At 47.9% G+C, this 19,387-nt stretch carries 19 protein-coding genes and 1 tRNA gene; all 20 read right to left on the bottom strand.

Annotated features, from left to right (window positions below):
* Nucleotides 1-135: 135 nt before the first annotated feature.
* Nucleotides 136-309 (bottom strand): hypothetical protein, encoded by a 174-nt coding sequence (locus ACH50O_RS21045; protein WP_446809708.1) that lies wholly within the window; start codon nucleotides 307-309, stop codon nucleotides 136-138.
* A 183-nt stretch (nucleotides 310-492) separates the two neighbouring features.
* Nucleotides 493-1,620 (bottom strand): fatty acid desaturase family protein, encoded by a 1,128-nt coding sequence (locus ACH50O_RS21040; protein WP_446809707.1) that lies wholly within the window; start codon nucleotides 1,618-1,620, stop codon nucleotides 493-495.
* A 647-nt stretch (nucleotides 1,621-2,267) separates the two neighbouring features.
* On the bottom strand, nucleotides 2,268-3,188 hold the full coding sequence (locus ACH50O_RS21035) for an SIR2 family protein (RefSeq protein WP_446809706.1): 921 nt from the start codon (nucleotides 3,186-3,188) through the stop codon (nucleotides 2,268-2,270).
* Entirely contained in the window at nucleotides 3,185-3,841 is a 657-nt protein-coding gene (locus ACH50O_RS21030; RefSeq protein WP_446809705.1) for a hypothetical protein, read from the bottom strand. The genes ACH50O_RS21035 and ACH50O_RS21030 overlap by 4 nt, the downstream gene beginning before the upstream one ends.
* Before the next feature lie 4 nt (nucleotides 3,842-3,845).
* A complete protein-coding gene (locus ACH50O_RS21025) occupies nucleotides 3,846-5,741 on the bottom strand; it encodes a hypothetical protein (RefSeq protein WP_446809704.1) in 1,896 nt (631 codons plus the stop codon).
* A 4-nt stretch (nucleotides 5,742-5,745) separates the two neighbouring features.
* Entirely contained in the window at nucleotides 5,746-5,979 is a 234-nt protein-coding gene (locus tag ACH50O_RS21020; RefSeq protein WP_446809703.1) for a hypothetical protein, read from the bottom strand.
* 631 nt (nucleotides 5,980-6,610) lie between these two features.
* Nucleotides 6,611-7,924, bottom strand: coding sequence for a type I restriction enzyme subunit R domain-containing protein (locus ACH50O_RS21015; RefSeq protein ID WP_446809702.1), 1,314 nt, complete (start codon nucleotides 7,922-7,924; stop codon nucleotides 6,611-6,613).
* Nucleotides 7,925-7,928: 4 nt separating this feature from the next.
* A protein-coding gene (locus ACH50O_RS21010) for an IS3 family transposase (RefSeq protein WP_446807918.1) occupies nucleotides 7,929-9,088 on the bottom strand; the annotation gives its coding sequence in 2 pieces (ribosomal slippage) (nucleotides 7,929-8,815 and nucleotides 8,815-9,088; 1,161 coding nt in all).
* A 29-nt stretch (nucleotides 9,089-9,117) separates the two neighbouring features.
* Complete coding sequence (locus tag ACH50O_RS21005) at nucleotides 9,118-10,581, bottom strand: type I restriction endonuclease subunit R (protein ID WP_446809701.1); 1,464 nt, start codon at nucleotides 10,579-10,581, stop codon at nucleotides 9,118-9,120.
* Nucleotides 10,566-10,844, bottom strand: a complete 279-nt coding sequence (locus ACH50O_RS21000) for a type I restriction-modification system subunit M N-terminal domain-containing protein (RefSeq protein WP_446809700.1) — start codon at nucleotides 10,842-10,844, stop codon at nucleotides 10,566-10,568. The genes ACH50O_RS21005 and ACH50O_RS21000 overlap by 16 nt, the downstream gene beginning before the upstream one ends.
* 150 nt (nucleotides 10,845-10,994) lie before the next feature.
* Nucleotides 10,995-12,095 carry a tyrosine-type recombinase/integrase gene (locus ACH50O_RS20995; RefSeq protein ID WP_446809699.1) on the bottom strand — a complete coding sequence of 367 codons (1,101 nt, stop codon included), beginning with the start codon at nucleotides 12,093-12,095 and terminating at the stop codon, nucleotides 10,995-10,997.
* 40 nt (nucleotides 12,096-12,135) lie between these two features.
* Entirely contained in the window at nucleotides 12,136-12,603 is a 468-nt protein-coding gene (locus ACH50O_RS20990) for a hypothetical protein (protein ID WP_446809698.1), read from the bottom strand.
* A 176-nt stretch (nucleotides 12,604-12,779) separates the two neighbouring features.
* Nucleotides 12,780-12,855, bottom strand: a tRNA-Thr gene (locus ACH50O_RS20985).
* Between the two features lie 10 nt (nucleotides 12,856-12,865).
* Entirely contained in the window at nucleotides 12,866-13,252 is a 387-nt protein-coding gene (gene hisI / locus ACH50O_RS20980; RefSeq protein ID WP_446809697.1) for a phosphoribosyl-AMP cyclohydrolase, read from the bottom strand.
* Nucleotides 13,249-14,022: an imidazole glycerol phosphate synthase subunit HisF gene (gene hisF / locus ACH50O_RS20975; RefSeq protein WP_446809696.1), complete on the bottom strand. Its 774-nt coding sequence runs from the start codon at nucleotides 14,020-14,022 to the stop codon at nucleotides 13,249-13,251. The genes hisI and hisF overlap by 4 nt, the downstream gene beginning before the upstream one ends.
* Nucleotides 14,023-14,046: 24 nt before the next feature.
* Complete coding sequence (hisA, locus tag ACH50O_RS20970) at nucleotides 14,047-14,793, bottom strand: 1-(5-phosphoribosyl)-5-[(5-phosphoribosylamino)methylideneamino]imidazole-4-carboxamide isomerase (protein WP_446809695.1); 747 nt, start codon at nucleotides 14,791-14,793, stop codon at nucleotides 14,047-14,049.
* A gap of 67 nt (nucleotides 14,794-14,860) precedes the next feature.
* Nucleotides 14,861-15,502, bottom strand: a complete 642-nt coding sequence (gene hisH / locus ACH50O_RS20965) for an imidazole glycerol phosphate synthase subunit HisH (protein ID WP_446809694.1) — start codon at nucleotides 15,500-15,502, stop codon at nucleotides 14,861-14,863.
* A gap of 47 nt (nucleotides 15,503-15,549) precedes the next feature.
* Nucleotides 15,550-16,143: an imidazoleglycerol-phosphate dehydratase HisB gene (gene hisB / locus ACH50O_RS20960; protein WP_446809693.1), complete on the bottom strand. Its 594-nt coding sequence runs from the start codon at nucleotides 16,141-16,143 to the stop codon at nucleotides 15,550-15,552.
* Nucleotides 16,144-16,192: 49 nt separating this feature from the next.
* A complete protein-coding gene (pepN, locus tag ACH50O_RS20955; protein ID WP_446809692.1) occupies nucleotides 16,193-18,835 on the bottom strand; it encodes an aminopeptidase N in 2,643 nt (880 codons plus the stop codon).
* A 3-nt stretch (nucleotides 18,836-18,838) separates the two neighbouring features.
* Complete coding sequence (locus tag ACH50O_RS20950) at nucleotides 18,839-19,387, bottom strand: phosphate-starvation-inducible PsiE family protein (RefSeq protein WP_446809691.1); 549 nt, start codon at nucleotides 19,385-19,387, stop codon at nucleotides 18,839-18,841.

The following is a 19,387-nucleotide window of genomic DNA, read 5'->3' as shown; positions in this document are numbered from 1 at the left end:
CCAATGCATATGCTACCAGCGCTAGCTAATGTCACAAGCCGCCATTGGCTTCGCGTAACCATCAATTCTTTTGAACTTTAGAACCTTTAACCGTTTCCCTTCCCCGGCAAACAGCCGAGGGGAAAGCTAACGCAACTAGCTATCGCCGTCGGGTTCTGCCTTCGGAGTATCTTCAACCGTCGTTTTTTTCGGCTCCTCCTTGTTCGATTGCTGATTGATACGTTCCAACTGGGCTAAAAAATACGAATCGTAATTCCAATTGGGCTTGGCCGCGATTGGTTGGGGTCTGGTATCAGTGATATCGCTCATATTGTTTTTCTCGTTAATTTACTCGCGTATGGCCAGGAACATGGCCGTGTGGGATCGTCATCGCCTGCATTGATGTTGGCACGCACGTAGCGAAGTGACGAAAACTAAAAATATTAAACTTGCTCCAGCAGGCATCGAAGACAACACTGCTTTCAATCCTTACTGGAGCAATTCGCTTTCGGTTTAATGCGCAAACGCCGGCTTCAGCATTGAGGTTTTGCCTACCATAATATCCGCTGCTTTCAACATGCGTTTAAATACCGATTCCTGGCAGTAGGGAATATTATGCTTTTGGCATAAAGCTTTCACTTGCGGCTGCATTTTTTGGTATTGACTTAGCGGCAAATCCGGCCACAAGTGGTGTTCGATTTGATAATTCAACCAGCCGTAGAAAAAGTCATTGAAATTAGACCCGGTTGGATAATTGACCGAACCCAAGATCTGCCGCAAATAAAATTCGCCCTTGCTGTGCGATTTCTCATCGAACATCATCACGTCATCGCCGGCATGATTCGGGATCATCACCAAAAAGCTGTGCATATTGGTGAAAATCTCCGCCAGAATGGAATTGATCAACACACTGATGACGGCAAAAGATCCCAGCGGTAAGAACAGCAGCGGTAATAGCACAAAACGATAAGCGGTATAAGGCAATACGCTTTCCAGCCACAATGCCTTGCCTTGCGGCGTAAACAGGCTCCAGGCACCGATACGTGTGGTTTCGGGTTTGGGTTTACCTTGCAAGCGGGCGGCATTCAAAACCAATTCCTTATGCGTGCGCGGCGTGTAATAAATAATTTTCCAGATACCGGAAAAAAACGCCACGATGGCATAGCGCTGCCACATGGGCAGACTGGATTGCCGCAACCATTCCATGTTGTGCTGGGCGTTATTGGGATCGGTTTCTTCGCCCAGGTTGTAATGGTGTAACAAATCGTGTTCGTGATGCCAGCCTGCGGGGGTCATCCAGTCCGGCCAATCCAAAAACCGCCGCCAACCCTTCGCGAATTTTTTACTGGTGTAATTTTTGTCAGTATCCTGCATTTTATCGAAAGCTTTATGCACGATGGGATGACCAACTGCAGTCCAGCGGGAAAAACTACCCTGACTGATTAACAGTGCGGAAACCGGATTTGGCATAATCCACGCCGTAGCGTAACCGACGATAGAACAAGCTTTTCCCCAACGCTCCATCTTTTTCAAATGCGCGAAATCCGCTGGGCCGATATCGGCTAAAGCTTGCTTGTGAAGCTGACTGATGTCTCTGGCTAATTGCTCGCGATCAACCGACTGGTAACTATTTAAACTCAAAATATGTTATCTCTATAAAGTACAAGGGAAGGACGTGAAATACCTTCGGGTAAAAAGTCCTGATTGAAAACCTCGGGACCGCGCTAACAATTAGCGGCCTAAGACCGGCCGGGCCGGGACAAAGCGACTGGCAGGACAGGAAGGCATAAGTCTATACGCCATCCGCATTTTTGCATGCCATCTCACCCTTCCCGGCACTTTGTACGAGAAACTTGCGAGGCAACGTTTGCAAATTTTTAACAAGGTTAATGTGTTGATTTTTTAAATGGTGCCGGCAATAGGAATCGAACCTACGACCTTCGCGTTACGAGTGCTTGTTAGACGAATTGAAACAACCGGAAACTACTGCCCAACCATTATATATCGGAAGTTTCAGTATGTTTCAATATGAGTTGCTTTTAACTCAATTTGTTTGAGATGTGCGCCTAAATTTACGCCTAGTTTTTTAGTAGTTCAATGCGACTAATTTTCCGATCAATCGGCTCGGCCTAGCTTCCTGAATTCGATAACTTATAACTGGGCGATGGTTTTTTAAAATGATGGAAGTTTCGGTTTTGCTTGATTTTGGGTTGGTATCGTTTGATTGGTGCACCTAAATTTGCACTTTGCCTGATACTGAGTTGCACTTGAATTCTACATTAAGCAATTCATTGCTGCCTTTGTGCCGCACGCTGACAAATACTAAAAAGTATTTTTGGGATTTGATCGAAACCAGATACTTGATACTGAAACACACCTCGAGATTCCCAGCTATTCGATAATGGGTCTGCAGCTAGGCTGAATCTCACTCCCCAAAATAGCTCTCCTGTCTGTTGTTTGGCATGTGTATCATTTGCTTTTTTTAGCAAACTTGTTAAATTTTTGTCATGTCCAGATAGCCCAATAAACAGGCATGTATGAGACCGGAAAACATCTAAAATTGCAGAATGCCAATAGTCAGATGAGTTTCCAGTAATATCATCGTAATCTGCTTGCGTAAAGATAATATTGCGAGGAATGTTCTCGGCTAAGGTAGATGGAAGTAGCCCGTGAGGATGAAGCACATGAACGTCCGCACGTCTGCTCCAGGCTGGAAGGTTCACGCCAATACAAACATCATAGCCAAAATAAGATAGGTATACTTTTATAATATCGTCGAAATTGAATGAAACAACTTTAGCCGCATTGCCTCGACTAGAAGCCATAGTGAGCGCACCAACCGCCGCCAATAGATCGTTTTTACGCAAATCATCAAAAGTCAGTGATGCTCCCTTATAGAGCGCCCGGCGTACTGCTTCAGCAAATTTCATCCGATCATTAGAATATACGCCTATGCATAATTCTTCGGCAGCTTGTTCGAGTGACCAAGAACTATTTCGCGTTTTGCCAACTTCGGTAAACATCTGATCTATTAGCTCTACCCAACTTGGTAGACCGAAACCAAACGATGCACCAGCCCCCAGAACGATAGCCAAGGATCCTTTTTGCAACTGCCCGGCAAGATAGTCATTTAAAATATCTCCGTCCTCGTAACTTGTACGAACCGCCATTTTGCTCATAGCTGCAGTTGATGATATCCCTTTACTCATTCTAAATCCCAGTTCATAAATTCGTGTTTGGCGAGAAATCTCAGCGCTTCATCTACTTGGCGTAAACTTTGTGGACCACGATGCACAAAACTAACTTCCCCTCGTGAACTAATAGTTAATACATCATCCCGATAAATCTGATCGCGAAGTGTTACGCGGTAGGGAGCTATCTGAGGCGCAATATCTCGGAATAATTTTGCATCAGCTAAGTCTGATCCGTACATTGAAATAGAGCGGAAAGCCTGCCCGAACCCATCAATACGCGCATAGACAGTGCTCAGCGTATAATTCTTCGGACGATCAACTAGCATTTCCACCAGCGCTGCAATGTTTATTGTTGGTGGAGTCACGCGATTTTCCAAGTCTGCAATTCGCGTAACATATTCGAGCACCTCTTTTGCTGTACATGCAAGTAGGAATCGAAAGTCACTCTGACGAACAAGGAAACGGTAAGCAAACTTACCTTGCTCATTTGTCTCTTCGTGTTCACCTACTAAGGCCTTTTCCGTTGTTAATAGATAGGAGCACCAACCTACTGATTCATTTGCATTTTTAGCGATATTGGGAATAATTTCCCAGGCGGGTTGAACTGGGCGATCGTGCCAGCGAGGAGCCAACAAATTCCCAACGAAAAAATGCTTCTCTTTCGACATAGCCTCATCCACCGAAAGCTAAGTGATAGAGAATCCACGCGGCTCGTGATTCATTTGATGCCGTGTCTTTCGCGTACGCTGTTATGAAACGTATAGGGTTTGATATCTGCGTACCATTAAATTCCATTGATTTTAAATGGTAGCCTTCATGATCACCACTCGCTGATAACGATTCATGAAACAGTTTTTGCGCAACTCGTGGTTGATATAAAAAGCCTCGGACTAACTTGATGAAAGGTATACGAAGCTTCAGTTCCTTGCAGTAGTAGTCTCTCTGATATTCTAACTCTGTCAGTGCCGATTCTATTAGCTTGTTAGGGTACTTTGTTCGCGTATCTTTTAATATATTTATTACCTGATCAATTGTGTGATTGGATCCATCCTCAGTTCTTAAATTCGTCGCATGAACAGCGCACAAGGTGCGTACTATATACGCAGGAACGCGTGATTGAATATTTGGGATGACACCCCAGCTTGCCCAGATAGATGGAACATAGAGCTCAGGATTTCGCTGGTAGAAATAAAGAAAATCGAAAACATGTGTAATTGTTTCGTTTAGATCTGCCCACTCTTCACGAATTATATTTGCTAGGTCTTCCGCAGTGATAGTGTTATTTGTCGATCCATTACCCTTTTTAGTTTCGGTTCGATCTGAATACAGCATCCAAAGAGCATGGCATAAGAAAAGCACAAGCTGATCATGGGTATTAGAACATTGTTTTGACCGATTCAAGAGACAGATGGCGTCGTCAAGATCAGAAGATATGTCCGGACGTGGCAACAGTATTCCAAGAGCACCATCAATAATCGTATGACTAATTTCATGAGTGATAGTTAGCGGTGTCCAAGCAATTGTATTACAGTTTGTAATAACTTCGAGTGGTGCGCTCAATGAAAGCTTTGTGCTCCTAAAACCGTCACGTCCACTAAAGCAGGTTACAAGGGGCAATACTGCAATAGAACTCTTATCACTTATCAGTATGTTTTCAATTTCCGATCGAAATAAATGCTCCTTGTCCCAGTATTCATTCGTCCCCGAAAGACTACGTAAGTCTGACGACTCAGGGGGGATTTCGCTCAATGCTTTAAGTCTTGCGTTAAGTCGTGAGTCCGCAAATATTTGCTCTACAAATTGACGAATCCGTACCAATGCCAGCGATGGGACTCCAATTCCAAGTAACGAATGAGTCCAGAAGTGGCATTCGGTTTCAATGATTGGGCTTATGCCAGAATATGTTTGCGATGTGTGTCGGGAAAGCATCGCATTAGCGATAACAACCTGCCCTTGCTTCGCAATTTCGTCGAGATCCTGGTAGCTGAGAATTTCACAAAACAGTTTGTCAAATCTTTCCAAATCACTTTGAATAAATTTGGCATATAAAGATGCACGACCAATTGCTGTACCTATCAATACAGAATATTCACGGATAGCGGGCTTGAGGCTATCACCTATTTCATGGACTGAGTTGATTGAACTGCTTGAGATAGAACAGCAGTCGCTGGCAGAGTAATTGACATCCGTCAAATAACTTCCATCAAGAGTCCACTGCTCCCATTGCAACTCTGAGTCTTTTGCAAACTCTTTGGCATTTACAGCATCGGATTCAGTGTCGGAGAAAATAATTACGTTGAATAGCCCTAGACTAAGAAAAATACAAGGGAAGTCATCAGCGTTAATATTGCCTGGGAATATTGGTCCAGTAAACAGAATCCAACGACGCTTCCCATCGTTGAATTTAGGTATGGTTACAGTATTTGTAGGAAATACTGGACTGACTCTAGATGAGCATGTCCAGTTGTGGAAAACTTCGCTAAAGCTATCTCGAATTTCTACCCGATATTTTTTTTCACCCTCTCGAGCAAGTAAAAAATAACTGGTTCCGCCGGAAAGCCGCAGCATTCACTCAGCGTGGGTAGTACAGTAGTTCGCCAGTAATTGGATCTTCTTCGGTTTTGAAGCTATCCATTGATGCTGTTTGAAGAGTGCCAGGCTTACTTGAGCGGCCAGAGCATGGAACAGTCATAATTGTGGCTGGGCCAGCTATTGCATTAGCATCATGATCAAAGTGACCATATGCGCGGTCACCGATAGCTTGCGCCATGTGAAGAGCCGGCACTATTTCTTTTAGTGTCAACATATCAATCTGTCATAGTCTGGATAATTAAAACTGTAAGTATTCAACATAGCATTGGTTTTGTTAGATCTACTGCGGACATCTAACAAGCTCCATGCAAATCACAAAAAGGCATGACTGCCAAGCACAGTTTGGCTATCAACCTACCGAATGAGTAGATATAAAACCTACTATGTCTCGCATCCTGCTAACTAAAGGATGATGCTAATAAATGAACCTGTCTATTATATAGCAAAAATCACTAAAAATTAAGATCCATAATTTTTAAAAATTCGAAAATCGCTATTTTTTGGCAGTCAGGATTGAAATCGGCAAAAATTACGCGACCGAAATAGTCTACGGCGCACCTTCCAATTCATCCAGCGGTCTTCGTTTGCAATCCAACAGGCAGGCGCAAACAGCGATTACAATGATAACTTGGACGTTTCTCGATGCCTAGCAATTTTCTAAGCTTTCCACGCAAGTTCTGAAACGCCGCCCCCATCCTAATGCTATAAAGCGCTTGAATTTTGTGTCTACCCAGAGGTGGGTGCCAAGTTTAGGAATAGGAAGATAAGGTTCAAATCACGCTATGAGTCGAGTAGCTTTTCCAGATCGGCAAAACGGTTAACTACATCATGTAGATGACTCTTCACTAAAAACTCCCATACCGACTAAACCCAGCCCCTTGGTAGTTAGCATAAACATGCTGATAAACCAGTAAGCTTTTAATGTCGACCTCATCATCCGGGTAAGGCTCTTGCGGCAACCATTGCAAGCTGTGGTCGATCAGAGTTTTAACCTGCGCTGTTACCTGGGTACTTTCCCGCCAACGCTCAATTTTTAGTTTTTCCGCTTTCAATAGCGCCAATGTTTGTTTGGCTACCTCTTTGACTTTGTTTTCTTCATCCTTGGTCAATTCCGGCTTTTTCAGCAGATCAAAAATTGCCAAGGTTTCTTCATCCAATCCCTCACGCATTGCCCGTTCGGTTTCCGGCGACAGGTCGTTTTGCATAAATTCGTTCAGATCGTCAAAGGCCTTCTGCACCGCTTGAATATCCTTGCCTTTGTTATATTCATCGATAATTTTTTGGTATTTCTCGTAAAACTCCAGGCGGATTGGGTTTTGCTGCACCATTTGCGCAAGTTTCTTCTCAATGGCAGTTTGCAAATCAAAAACTACTGCATTTTTCTGGTTCGACTTGGCAAACGCGGCCCGTAGTTTATCGAAGTCCAAGGTACTTAAATCGACATAATCAACATCGCGCACTTCATTTGTTCTAGTGCTAACACTGAAATTTACTTCCTGTTGTAACCGACGGATAACAGCGGAAATATCGGCTTGCTTGGTTTTTTGATTGAGTTGATCGTAAATCGCCTGAATGGCATTGAACGCTGGCAAAAAGGGCTTTGTTTCTGGCTCAGGAAACAAAGCCATATATTTACGAAACACATCACGCGCGGCAACTTCATATTGGGTTCGGGTGGTTTCATTCAAGCAAACCGCATTGGTTGCTTGCTTAAGTTGTCCTAATTTTTCAACTGCTGATGCAGCGTGAATCAATTTATCCAAATCAAAGGCAACTTCCAGCAAAAAATCACGCACGACTTGAATCGCTTTGTCCAAGTCATCAACCAATTCGACTAGTTTTTCGACAGAATTACCCTTGTCATCTTCTCCCTTTTGGCCAGGCTTGGTTTTTCCACCACCGTCACCGTAAACCGAATAAGCTTTCTCCATTTGCATATAGACATTGCCATAATCGATGATCAGCCCGTTTTCTTTTTCGTCATCATAAACCCGGTTAGCCCGCGCAATAGTTTGCACCAGGGTATGACCGTTGATGGGTTTATCCAGGTACACGGTCGACACGCACGGCACATCAAAACCGGTAATCCACATCGCACACACAATCACCAAACGAAACGGATTGTTTTCATCCTGATCTTGCCCGGATTTGACGGACACTCAACTAAGCGACTTTTTTAGCTTCAAAATTTTCCGGGCTGATATAGCCTAATTTGGAGTGAAGCCTTTTTCGATTGTAATACACTTCGATATATTCAAACACTTGGTACTTGGCGGCTGATCGGGTTAAAAACCGTTCACCATGAATCGCCTCGACTTTAAAACTGTGGTTCCAGCTTTCCATGGCGGCGTTGTCATAGCAATCGCCTTTCTTGCTCATGCTGCAAATCAATTGGTGTTTGGTGAAAAGCTTCTGGTAGGCGGCAGAGCAATACTGGCTGCCTCGATCCGAATGGACAATGACGCCTTTAGGCATTCGGTGACGCCATAACGCCATGATCAGGGCATCACAAACCAACGTTGCCGTCATCCGTTCGGAAATGGCCCAACCGATCACTCGACGTGAATAAAGCTCAAGTACCACCGCTAAATACAGCCAACCTTCTTCCGTCCAAATATAGGTGATATCCGATACCCATTTTTGATCGGGGCCGTCTGCCGTGAAGTTTTGTTCCAACCGATTCGGGGCGACCGGTAACGAGTGGTTGCTGTTCGTTGTGGCTTTGTATTTCTTAGCCGCCTTCGCTCTCCAGCCATGGCTTCGCATGATCCTGGCTACCCGGTGTCGGCCTGCTGATTTTCCTTCGTCTTGTAGTCGCTGTGTAATTCTGGGTGAACCAGGACGGCCTTTCTCATCCTCAAAAATACGTTTAATCTCATTGGCTAGCCATTTATTCGCTTCGCCTCTATCGGAAAGTGGCCTGCACTTCCAGTCGTAGTAGCCACTCCGTGAGACCGTTAACAGGCGGCACATGAGTCCCACAGGGAATTGATCTTCATTAGCTTTGATCATGGCGTACTTCACTTGGGCTGTTTGGCAAAGTACGCTGCCGCCTTTTTTAAAAAGGCGACTTCCTCTTCCAGGCGGGTGTTTTCTCGTTTAAGCCGCGCCATTTCGGCCTGCTGTAGCTTTTGATCTTCGAAGGGCTGTCCTGTTTGGCGACGCTTGGCTCGCCAGTTGTACAGCATCGATTCGGCGAGCCCTAAATCTTTGGCCGCCTTTGGGATGCCATCCTTGTCGGCACGCTCCAGGGCTTGTTCTTTAAACTGCGCGGTATATTTGTTGCGGACAACGGGGATCTTTGATTCGTTTTGGGCTTTCATGATTTTCCTCGGGGTTAGAGATTACTCTCTTAGCCGAGTGTCCGATAGATCAGGGCAAGATCATCCTTAAATTCCGTCTCCAAATCCCTATCCACCATTTTTTTACGGTGTAGCTCAATATCCAAGCCGAGATTGGCAAATTTTTGGACTTCGTTTTGCTCGCTACTCACCACCACGCAAACTTCGGTTTCTTCAACCCGTTTCAAGTGATGCTTCAGTTTCAGCGCTTCCTGCTGATCCTCTGCTTTGGCAATCCGTTGCTTCAGTTCAGCCACATACTCGGGCCAATACTTCATCACTAAACCATACATACGCACGGCAGTAGGTTTATCCAGCGCCACAAACATGGCTTTACCCTGATAACCCCGCTCGTTGAAATGCCAGACCAAATCCTTGGCAATCGCATCCAAGCGATGCTCAGCTGTCAAAATGGGATAATCGCGCTTAAACGCCCGTTCCAATTTACGCCGCTGGTCGTCATCCAACTCGGTATCGTTGATGATGTCGGCCATGCGTTGGTCAAGATCAGGATTTTCAATCGCCAGTTTCTCGCCACGATTCAAATAACGCACTGGCAAAGTCGCGCCGTCATCAATTGCCCGCTTAAAGTCATACACAGACACATACTCACCAAAAATATTCCGGGTCAGTTCCTGCTCGTCTTTAAAAATCGGCGTGCCGGTAAATCCCAGATAAGAGGCATTGGGGATACCTTTAAAACGCATATTGCGGGCAAACGCCCCGCCTTGGGTGCGATGCGCCTCGTCGGAAATCACGATGATATTTGGGCGATCCGCGATCAACGGATAATCGGTTTCCTTCTTGGGATCAATCGAAAACTTATGGATCAAGGTAAACACATAGCGATGATTCTCCGCCAGTAACTGGCGCAAATGCTCGCGGCTTTTCGCCCGCACATTGTCTTCCGTCACCGCACCAACGCCGCTAAAGGTGTCGTAAAGCTGGCCTTCCAGCTCGGTTCTGTCCACCACCAACAAAAAGGTATAACTGCCGCCCAGCTTGCGCAGCATTTTCTGACACAGAAAAACCATGGAATACGACTTGCCGGAACCCTGAGTATGCCAAAACACTCCCAGCTTGCCTTTTAATACCTCGATATTTGCCGACTGATCCATCACCTTGTTTACGCCGATAAACTGATGGTTTTTCGCCATGATTTTGGTAACTTCCGAGCCTTCGCCGTCAAACAGCAAAAAGTTTTCAAATAAATCCAACAGCCGATGTGGTGCACAAGTGCCGCGCAACAAGGTATCCAGGCTAACCACGCCTTCGTCATCTTCTTCGATGCGCTTCCAATCCATGAAAAACTTGTAAGGGCTGGTTAACGTGCCAACCTTGCTATCGATGCCATTGCTCAAAACTACAAAGGCATTGCAATGCAGCACTTCCGGGATGGTGTCTTTGTAATCGCTCAGATTATTGTCAAAGGCATGGCGTAAATCGGTGTGATGCGCCTTCAGCTCAAAAAACACCAACGGAATTCCTCGGGCACCAGCATGGCCCCGGCCGCCAAAAAGTGTTCTTTAGTCAGTTTGACTTTGCCGCGCGGGGTTTCCGGCAGGCTGGCTTCCAGGCTTAACTTGGCCTGTTCATAACGGTTTTGCGCGTAGCGCAACAAGATCAAGCCGAGTACCGGGTCTTTATATTCCGCCGCCGTCAGCTTGGAATTGGCCCGCAGGTTATCGGCGCTGGCCCAGAGTTCGGTTTCAAGTTGTTTGATTTGTTGCTGGTTCATGAACTGGTGTAACGTCCTATGCTTTTTTGCGCGTTGATAGCGCTCCGTTGGGTTTTGACAATAAGTACTGCCGTAGTGGACAGACCTTAGTGGTTTTTATTATCCCATTCTGGCTCTCATTGTGGCGATTGTTTGCACTGTTTTAATCAGTTAAGCCTGGTTGCGCTGCTCGACGGCTTTGACCAACTCCAAGGCGATTTCTAAAGTGCTTTGAGTTTTAGGGGTACGAAAGACACCCAACTGCTGGATGATTTCGCCTTGTCGATGTTGCTGCACCTCGCCATAGCTGTATAAGGTCGTTAATACATCGTCATGGCCCAAGTTTTGACTCCATGCCTTAAAGGCTTCCGGAGTCTGACAAAGTTGTTGGCCAAGCGTACCCAAAGTTTTACGAAAGCTGTGGGGATTAAAGTAGGCCAAATCTGCGGCTTCAAAGGCATCACGAAAAATGCTGCGGATGGGTGTGGCATTGCTCCAGTGTTCTGGTTTGATACCTGATGTAATGAAGACTCGATCTTCGCTGTTGATAACATGGGTTTTAGGAAACAAGGGATCATCATTGCCCCATAGCAATTCTGTTTTCAGGAAATTAACCCAGTCCACCACGATTTGCTGAATATCATCGCCGACTGGAAAAAAGTAGGTGGTGAAGGTTTTACTAAACTTGGTTTTGACCTCACGGGCATCCTGAAAGATGCAATTTGCCAGCAAATCAACATGCTTAATTTTCATCGATGCGATTGCGCTATCACGTGCACCGGTCAGCAAAGTAAAAGCGATCAGTGCGCGGTTACGACGTTCGATAACCGTGTTACTAGGCATTGATGCAATGACGTGTTTAATTTGCTCAATAGTCGGCACACGAGTTTGCCGTTTAGCCGTCGCAATCCGCACCTCTTTTTCGGATAGGTTGAAATATTCAGCCTCGGTATAGCTGATGTGCGACTTGTAGCCCGGTTGCATGGCTAACCATTGAAAAAAGGCTTTCAACTGACTAAGGGTTGAATTCATCGTCGACTTGCTCAGTGGCTTGCCGGTCTGCTGATTGGTTTGTTTGGCCAGATCAGCCTTGAATGCAACGGCTTGAAGATAATGAAAGGCCTTGAAGTCACGGTATTTTGTATGGGCTTCAAACCGACTGATGGCTTTGGCAACAGCATCGACTGAGCTTTCGTTTTGGCGCTTGGCTTCTTTCAAAAAGATAAAGTATTGGCGCTTGATACGCTCGTTCTGAGCATTGTGTTTTGTCATGGTTTTAACTCACTATTTGAAGTCACTGTTTACGAGGGGTTTATCGCTCTCGCTTAACCCTTGCCATTTGGTTGCGATAATCTTTTTTGTTCCATTTGGAAAGATATTCGCCGCAAACTTCGCGGAAGGTTTTGTAGCGGATTCGCTTGCCAGCCTGCAGAAACAATTCAGCACCGCCCATGCTCTCAATTTCTTGCGATGACAATTGCAACAGCTCCTTTTTAGAAAGGGCATTGATTGCTTCCAGCCGAGCTTGATTACAAATGGCGAACAGATCAACACCCAGTTGGTTGAAAAGTTCTTCCCCGCCCATTGCGTCAATGTCTGCATCGGACAGCGCTAGCAATTGCGCCACTTCGAGGTTCGGAATTGTCTTAATGCTGCGTTCGATCTTGTTCGCCCAAGCTTGAGCGAGTTTTTCAGAAGGGAAGGTTTTGTTTTTGACGATACCTTTCATGCGGACATCGGCACGGAAGTTTCCGTTTGCTAGGGGTCTGATGTATGCCATCACACACCTCCAAGAACAAAAAATGAAATCGGATTGAGTAAATTTTTGGGGTTCATTGCGCCACCTCATTGAGCAAAATTAAGCAGCACTGCGCCTAAATTTGCGCCTTGCTGCGGACTGTTGCTTCAACTCGACGGGCAATCTTGTTGAAAATTATTACAAATCAAACACTTAAATGGTGCCGGCAATAGGAATCGAACCTACGACCTTCGCGTTACGAGTGCGCTGCTCTACCTGCTGAGCTATGCCGGCGTGTGATTGTCTACTTATAGATGGCTTTGGGGTCTTTCAGTACCGGCTCGGTGGTTTGCCACTCGCCGTCTGTTAGGCTACGGAAAAAACAGCTTTCCCGGCCGGTGTGGCAGGCGATGCCGCCTTCCTGTTCAATTTTAAGCAAAATCACGTCCGAATCGCAATCCAATTGAATATCGAGGACTTTTTGCCGATGACCGGACTCCTCGCCCTTACGCCATAAACGCTGGCGGGAACGGGACCAATATACCGCATAAGCCTCGGCAACGGTTAAGGCAAGCGACTCGCGGCTCATCCAGGCGAACATCAGAATGCGACCGCTGACATGATCTTGCGCAATCACCGGCACCAAACCCTCCTCCGTCCACTGAATTTCCTCCAGCCAGCTTACACTCATAAGCGCACCTCTATGCCTCTGGCCTGCATATGCTTCTTGGCCTGTTCTACCGTATATTCTGCAAAATGAAATATGCTGGCTGCCAATACCGCATCGGCTTTGCCCTCAATGATGCCATCGGCCAAATCATCAAGATTGCCGACACCGCCCGAGGCGATCACCGGGATACTGACCGCTTCGCTGATAGCCCGAGTCAATGCCAGATCAAAGCCCGATTTGGTACCGTCTCTATCCATACTGGTCAATAGAATTTCGCCGGCACCATAGTCTTTCATTCTCACGGCCCATTCGACCGCATTAATGCCAGTCGGTTTGCGGCCGCCGTGGGTAAAGATTTCCCAGCGGTTTTCCTCGCCGTCCTGACTGACTTTTTTGGCGTCGATAGCCACCACGATACATTGCGAACCAAATTTTTCCGCAGCTTCCTTGACGAATTCGGGCCTAAATACCGCCGCGCTGTTAATGCCAACCTTATCGGCACCGGCATTGAGCATACGGCGAATATCTTCCAACACCCGGATGCCGCCGCCCACGGTCAGCGGAATAAACACTTCGCTCGCAACCTGTTCGACAACATGAACTATGGTATCGCGGTTGTCGTGGGTCGCGGTGATGTCCAGGAAGGTGATTTCGTCCGCACCCTCCCTATCATAACGCCGGGCAATCTCCACCGGATCCCCGGCATCGCGGATATCGACGAATTTTACGCCTTTAACGACGCGACCGTTATCGACATCCAGGCAGGGAATAATACGTTTGGCTAGGCTCATGGTTACGATTTATCGGCTAATAGCTCAGGCATCCGCCCCACCGAAGGACTCTGCCAATCTCTCTCCTTCGGCAAAATCCAGCGTACCTTCATAAATGGCACGGCCTGTAATAGCACCCATGATACCTTCGTGTGCAACGGCGCCGAGAGCACGAATATCATCCAAGTTGGTTATGCCGCCGGAGGCGATGATGGGGATGTGGACCGAACGCGCCAATTTAGCGGTCGCTTCCACGTTGACACCCTGCATCATCCCATCGCGGGAAATGTCGGTATAAATAATTGCGGCAACGCCGTTGGCTTCGAATTTTTGCGCCAAGTCAATTACATCATGACGCGACAATTTCGACCAACCGTCGATTGCGACTTTGCCGTCGCGAGCATCCAAACCAATGATGATGTGGCCGGGAAACTCGATCGATACATCACGCACGAAATGCGGTTCGCTGACCGCTTTTGTACCGATGATCACGTACTGCACGCCGGCTTCCAGATAAGCCTGAATAGTGTCCTCGTCGCGGATACCGCCGCCGATTTGCACCGGTACGTCGGGATACGCTTGGACGATCGCATTAATGACGTCGGCATTTTTGGGTTTGCCGGCAAAGGCGCCGTCCAAATCAACCAGGTGTAATCTTTTCGCCCCTGCTTCTACCCAGCGCCCGGCCACAGCCACCGGATCGTCGGAGAACACGGTGTCGTCTTCCATACGACCCTGGCGCAAACGGACACATTTTCCTTCCTTTAAGTCAATTGCGGGTATCAGCAACATATCTAAATCTCGACAGTTAAAACACTAAATCTAAAGGTTAGTAAAACCAACGTCTTCGGGTTGGGGCTTAAGCGACGCCATCCCAGCCCAAGAAATTTTGCAATAACTGCAAACCCACGGTCTGGCTTTTCTCGGGATGAAATTGCACGGCGAACACATTGTCTTTTGCCAATGCGCAGGTGAACGCTGTGGGGTAATCGGCGGTGGCTGTGCTATCCTGCTGATTGTCCGGCACAGTGTAATAGCTGTGCACAAAATAAAAACGGCTAGAATCCGGAATGTTATGCCAGAGCGGATGCGGCGTTTGCTTGACCTGATTCCACCCCATATGCGGGATTTTCAAGACATTGCCTTCGCTATCGAGCATATGTTCGGCAAATCGCCGGACATGACCGGGGAATATATTGAGGCAGGCAATACCGTCGTTTTCCTCGCTATCGGTCAACAAGGCCTGCATACCCAGGCAAATACCGAGAAACGGTTTGCTTTTCGCAACTTCGCGGATTACCTCGTCTAAAGCGCTATCGGTCAAAGCCTGCATGCAATCGCGTATCGCGCCCACGCCGGGAAACACCACCCGATCGGCGGCACGGATAACGGCAGCATCCGCGGTTATTTGTACGTTGACGCGGCTATCGGCATGTTGCAGCGCTTTGGCAATGGAATGCAGATTGCCCATTCCGTAATCGATAACGGCTACTGATGACATAAAACTAGTGATTCAGGGTCAGAGGTTCTTGGCGGAAAGCTTGGAAATTATAGACTGCCTTTGGTGGACGGCATGATGCCCGCCATCCGTTCGTCATGGCTGATTGCCATCCTGACGGCTCGGCCGAATGCCTTGAAAACAGTTTCGGCAATATGATGGGCATTACCGCCCTTCAAATTATCGATATGCAAGGTCACGCCGGCATGATTCACAAAGCCTTGGAAAAACTCTTTAAACAGGTCTACATCGAAATTGCCGATAAACGCCCGTTTGAATTCCACTTCATAGAACAAACCGGGACGGCCGGAGAAATCCACTACCACCCGCGATAAGGATTCGTCCAATGGACAATATGCGTGACCATATCGGTAGATGCCTTTTTTATCGCCTAGTGCTTTGGCAAAGGCCTGACCGAGGGTAATGCCAATGTCTTCCACGCTATGGTGAGCATCGATATGCAGGTCGCCATGCGAGACAATGTTCATATCAATCAAACCGTGCCTGGCTATCTGATCCAGCATATGATCCAAAAACGGCAAGCCGGTGGTAAACGCGGCCGCGCCGTTACCGTCGAGATTAATGGAAACGTTGATCTGGGTTTCGAGCGTATTGCGCTCAACCTGGGCGGTGCGTGGGTTCATGCTTGATGCGAATGGCTTATTTCGAAGCTAGTTTACGTGATTCTGACGACTACGCCAAACTCTTGCTGGCAATCTCAAACACATCCTTGGACAGATGCTCGGTAGCGACAATACGCTGTAATTGCTGTTTCATCAAGCCCTGGCGCTCCGCGTCATAACGTCGCCATTGCGCCAGACCGGTCACCATCCGCGAGGCAATTTGCGGATTAAGAGTATTCAACGCCAATACTTGATCGGCCAGAAAGCGGTAGCCCTCGCCGTTTTTGGCATGAAAATGCAGCGGATTGGCTTGGCTGAAAGCGCCGATCAATGAACGCACCCGGTTAGGCGTTTTCATATCGAAAGCCGGATGCTGCATAAGGGCCTGCACGGTGGCAAAGGTATTGGGCATGCTGCTGGTAGCTTGCAAGGTAAACCATTTGTCGATAACCAGCGCTTCCTGCCGCCACTGCACATAAAAGCTGTCCAGACTTCTGGCCTTGGCCGGATGGTTACTGTTAACGATGGCCGACAAGGCCGCCAGTTGATCGGTCATATTCCGAGCACTGTAAAATTGCTGCTCGGCGATATGGTAAACGTCCTGGTTTTCCAGTTTACTCAGATAGCTCAGGCAGGCGTTTTTCAACCGCCGACGCCCCACAGCACCGGCATCAAAACTGCCGGATTCGTCGCGGTGATGTTGCACATACAGCTGTCTAAACTCGCCCTGCAATTGCTCGGCCAAGGTTTTTTTCACAAATTCGCGCGCTTGATGGACGGCTTCGACATCGATGACAGCCATCTGCCCGGACAAATAACTTTCTTCGGGCAGCACCAGCAATAGCGCCTGATAAGACAAGTCCCCGCTACTGTCGGTCAACACACTACGGTAGGCGTCAACAATAACCGGCTCCAACTGCAAAGACCGACCCAGCTCGATAGCGTCGATCAAAGTAAAAATCACCTGCACCGCCAATTGCTGACCGGCTTCCCAGCGGTTGAAAGTGTCGCTGTCGTGCCGCAGCAGAAAAGCCAGCTCTTCCAGGCTACGCTGCATTTTCAGGGTAACCGGTGCGGAGAATCCTCGCAGCAGAGAAACTACCGGCGGTTGCGGCAGATTATCAAAGCTGAAAGTTTGTTCTGCTTCGGTGACATCCAATGTAATTTCAGATTGGCTGGAACCTTTAAAGTGAATCGGCGCCACCGCCCCGTCCGGCGCCAACAAGCCCAGTTTCACCGGAATGTGTAGCGGCGCTTTTTGCGGTTGATTCGGCGTCGGCGGGCAGCTTTGACCGATGGTCAAATGCAGTTGTTGCCCTGCAGCGTCGTAATGCTGACTAACCGTCAGCACCGGCGTACCGGCTTGCGAATACCAGCGGCGGAATTGCTCCAGCTCGACACCGTTGGCGTCTTCCAATGCCTTGACGAAATCTTCGCAAGTTACCGCTTGGCCGTCGTGGCGTTGGAAATATAAATCGCAGCCTTTCCTAAAACCGGCAGCACCCAATAAGGTGTGCAACATGCGCACTACTTCCGCGCCTTTTTCGTAAACAGTCAGCGTGTAGAAATTGTTGATTTCGATATAGGCTTCCGGCCGAATCGGATGCGCCAACGGGCCGGCATCCTCCGCAAACTGCCGGGTGCGCAGGGCGTTGACATCCTCGATGCGCTTAACCGCCGGCGAAGTGCGGTCGCCGCTGAATTGCTGATCGCGGAATACGGTAAAGCCTTCCTTCAAACTCAACTGAAACCAGTCCCGGCAAGTGACGCGGTTACCGGACCAGTTGTGAAAATATTCGTGCCCGATCACGCCTTCGATATGTTCGTAATCGCTGTCGGTGGCGGTATCCGGGCGGGCCAGCACGAACTTGGTGTTGAATACATTCAGGCCTTTGTTTTCCATCGCCCCCATATTGAAATGGTCGACCGCGACGATCATGTACAAATCCAGGTCGTATTCCAGGCCGTAGGTTTCCTCGTCCCAGCGCATCGCGTTTTTCAGGGATTGCATGGCGTGGTCGCATTTGTCGACGTTGTGCTTCTCGACGAATATTTCCAACGCGATCCGGCGACCGCTCATCGTGACAAACTCGTCGGCGACGCATTCCAGTTGCCCGGCTACCAGCGCAAATAAATAACACGGCTTGGCGAACGGATCTTCCCAACTCACCCAATGCCGATTGTTTTCCAGCTCACCCTGACCGACCTTGTTGCCGTTGGACAGCAAGACCGGATATTTGCTCTTGTCGCCGGTCAACGTGGTTTTGAAACGGCTCATCACATCTGGCCTGTCCAGAAACCAGGTGATTTTCCGGAAACCCTGCGCCTCGCATTGGGTACACAACATGCTGCTGGACAAGTACAAACCTTCCAGCGCGGTATTGGCTTGCGGATTGACGATATTTTCGATGACGATCTGAAACGGTCTATCCTGCGGCACCTCATGCACGATTAACGCTTCCTCGCCCAGCAAATACTGGGTTTGTTTCAACTTCCGACCATCTATCGCGATGCTGACCAACTGCAATTCCTCACCCAACAGCGTCAATGCGACACTGTCGGCCGGACTCTGCGGATTGCGTCTTAAACTCAATCTGGAACGGACTTGGGTGCGTTGCTCGTCCAGATCGAAATCCAGTTCAATCCGGTCGATCAGATATTCGGGCGGGGTGTAATCTTTCAGGTAAACGGTTTGCGGGCTTGCATCGCGCATTATTTATCGCTCTTCTTGTTTAACGGGTTGTTGCGGCTTATAGGAAATCAGCCAGTAAGTTAAGCCCAGCGCCACAATGACCGCGGCGATGGCCATCACATAAGCCGGATCCAGATCCTTGAAATCCAACATGATCACTTTTCGGGCCACAGCCATCAAGGCAGTGGCAATGACCATTTTAATCGGTAGCGTGTCGTGTTTGATGTACAGCGTGATGTTGATAAAAATTTCTATCGCAATCAACACCGCCATGAACGAGCCGAAAATCACCAGTATGTCGGAGACCGTCAACATCATAAACGGTTCCGCGATCAGACGCTGATACATCACATAGCCCACGTCGACCACGCCCCACAATATGACCAATACCATCAACACGGCCAATATTCTGACTGCAAAATGAATCACCGCATGTAAAAACTTCAGCATGCCGTCCTCGGGAACCGGCGGCACTTTTACTTCATGGTTTTCGTCGCGCGGATTGCGACTGCCGCCTGGGCGGCTGGTTGCGGATGGCGGCGCGGTTGGTCGAACGGGTGGTTTGGTGTCCAT

The sequence above is a fragment of the Methylomonas sp. 2BW1-5-20 genome, assembly GCF_052474515.1.
This window is presented reverse-complemented; position numbering and strand designations above follow the sequence as displayed.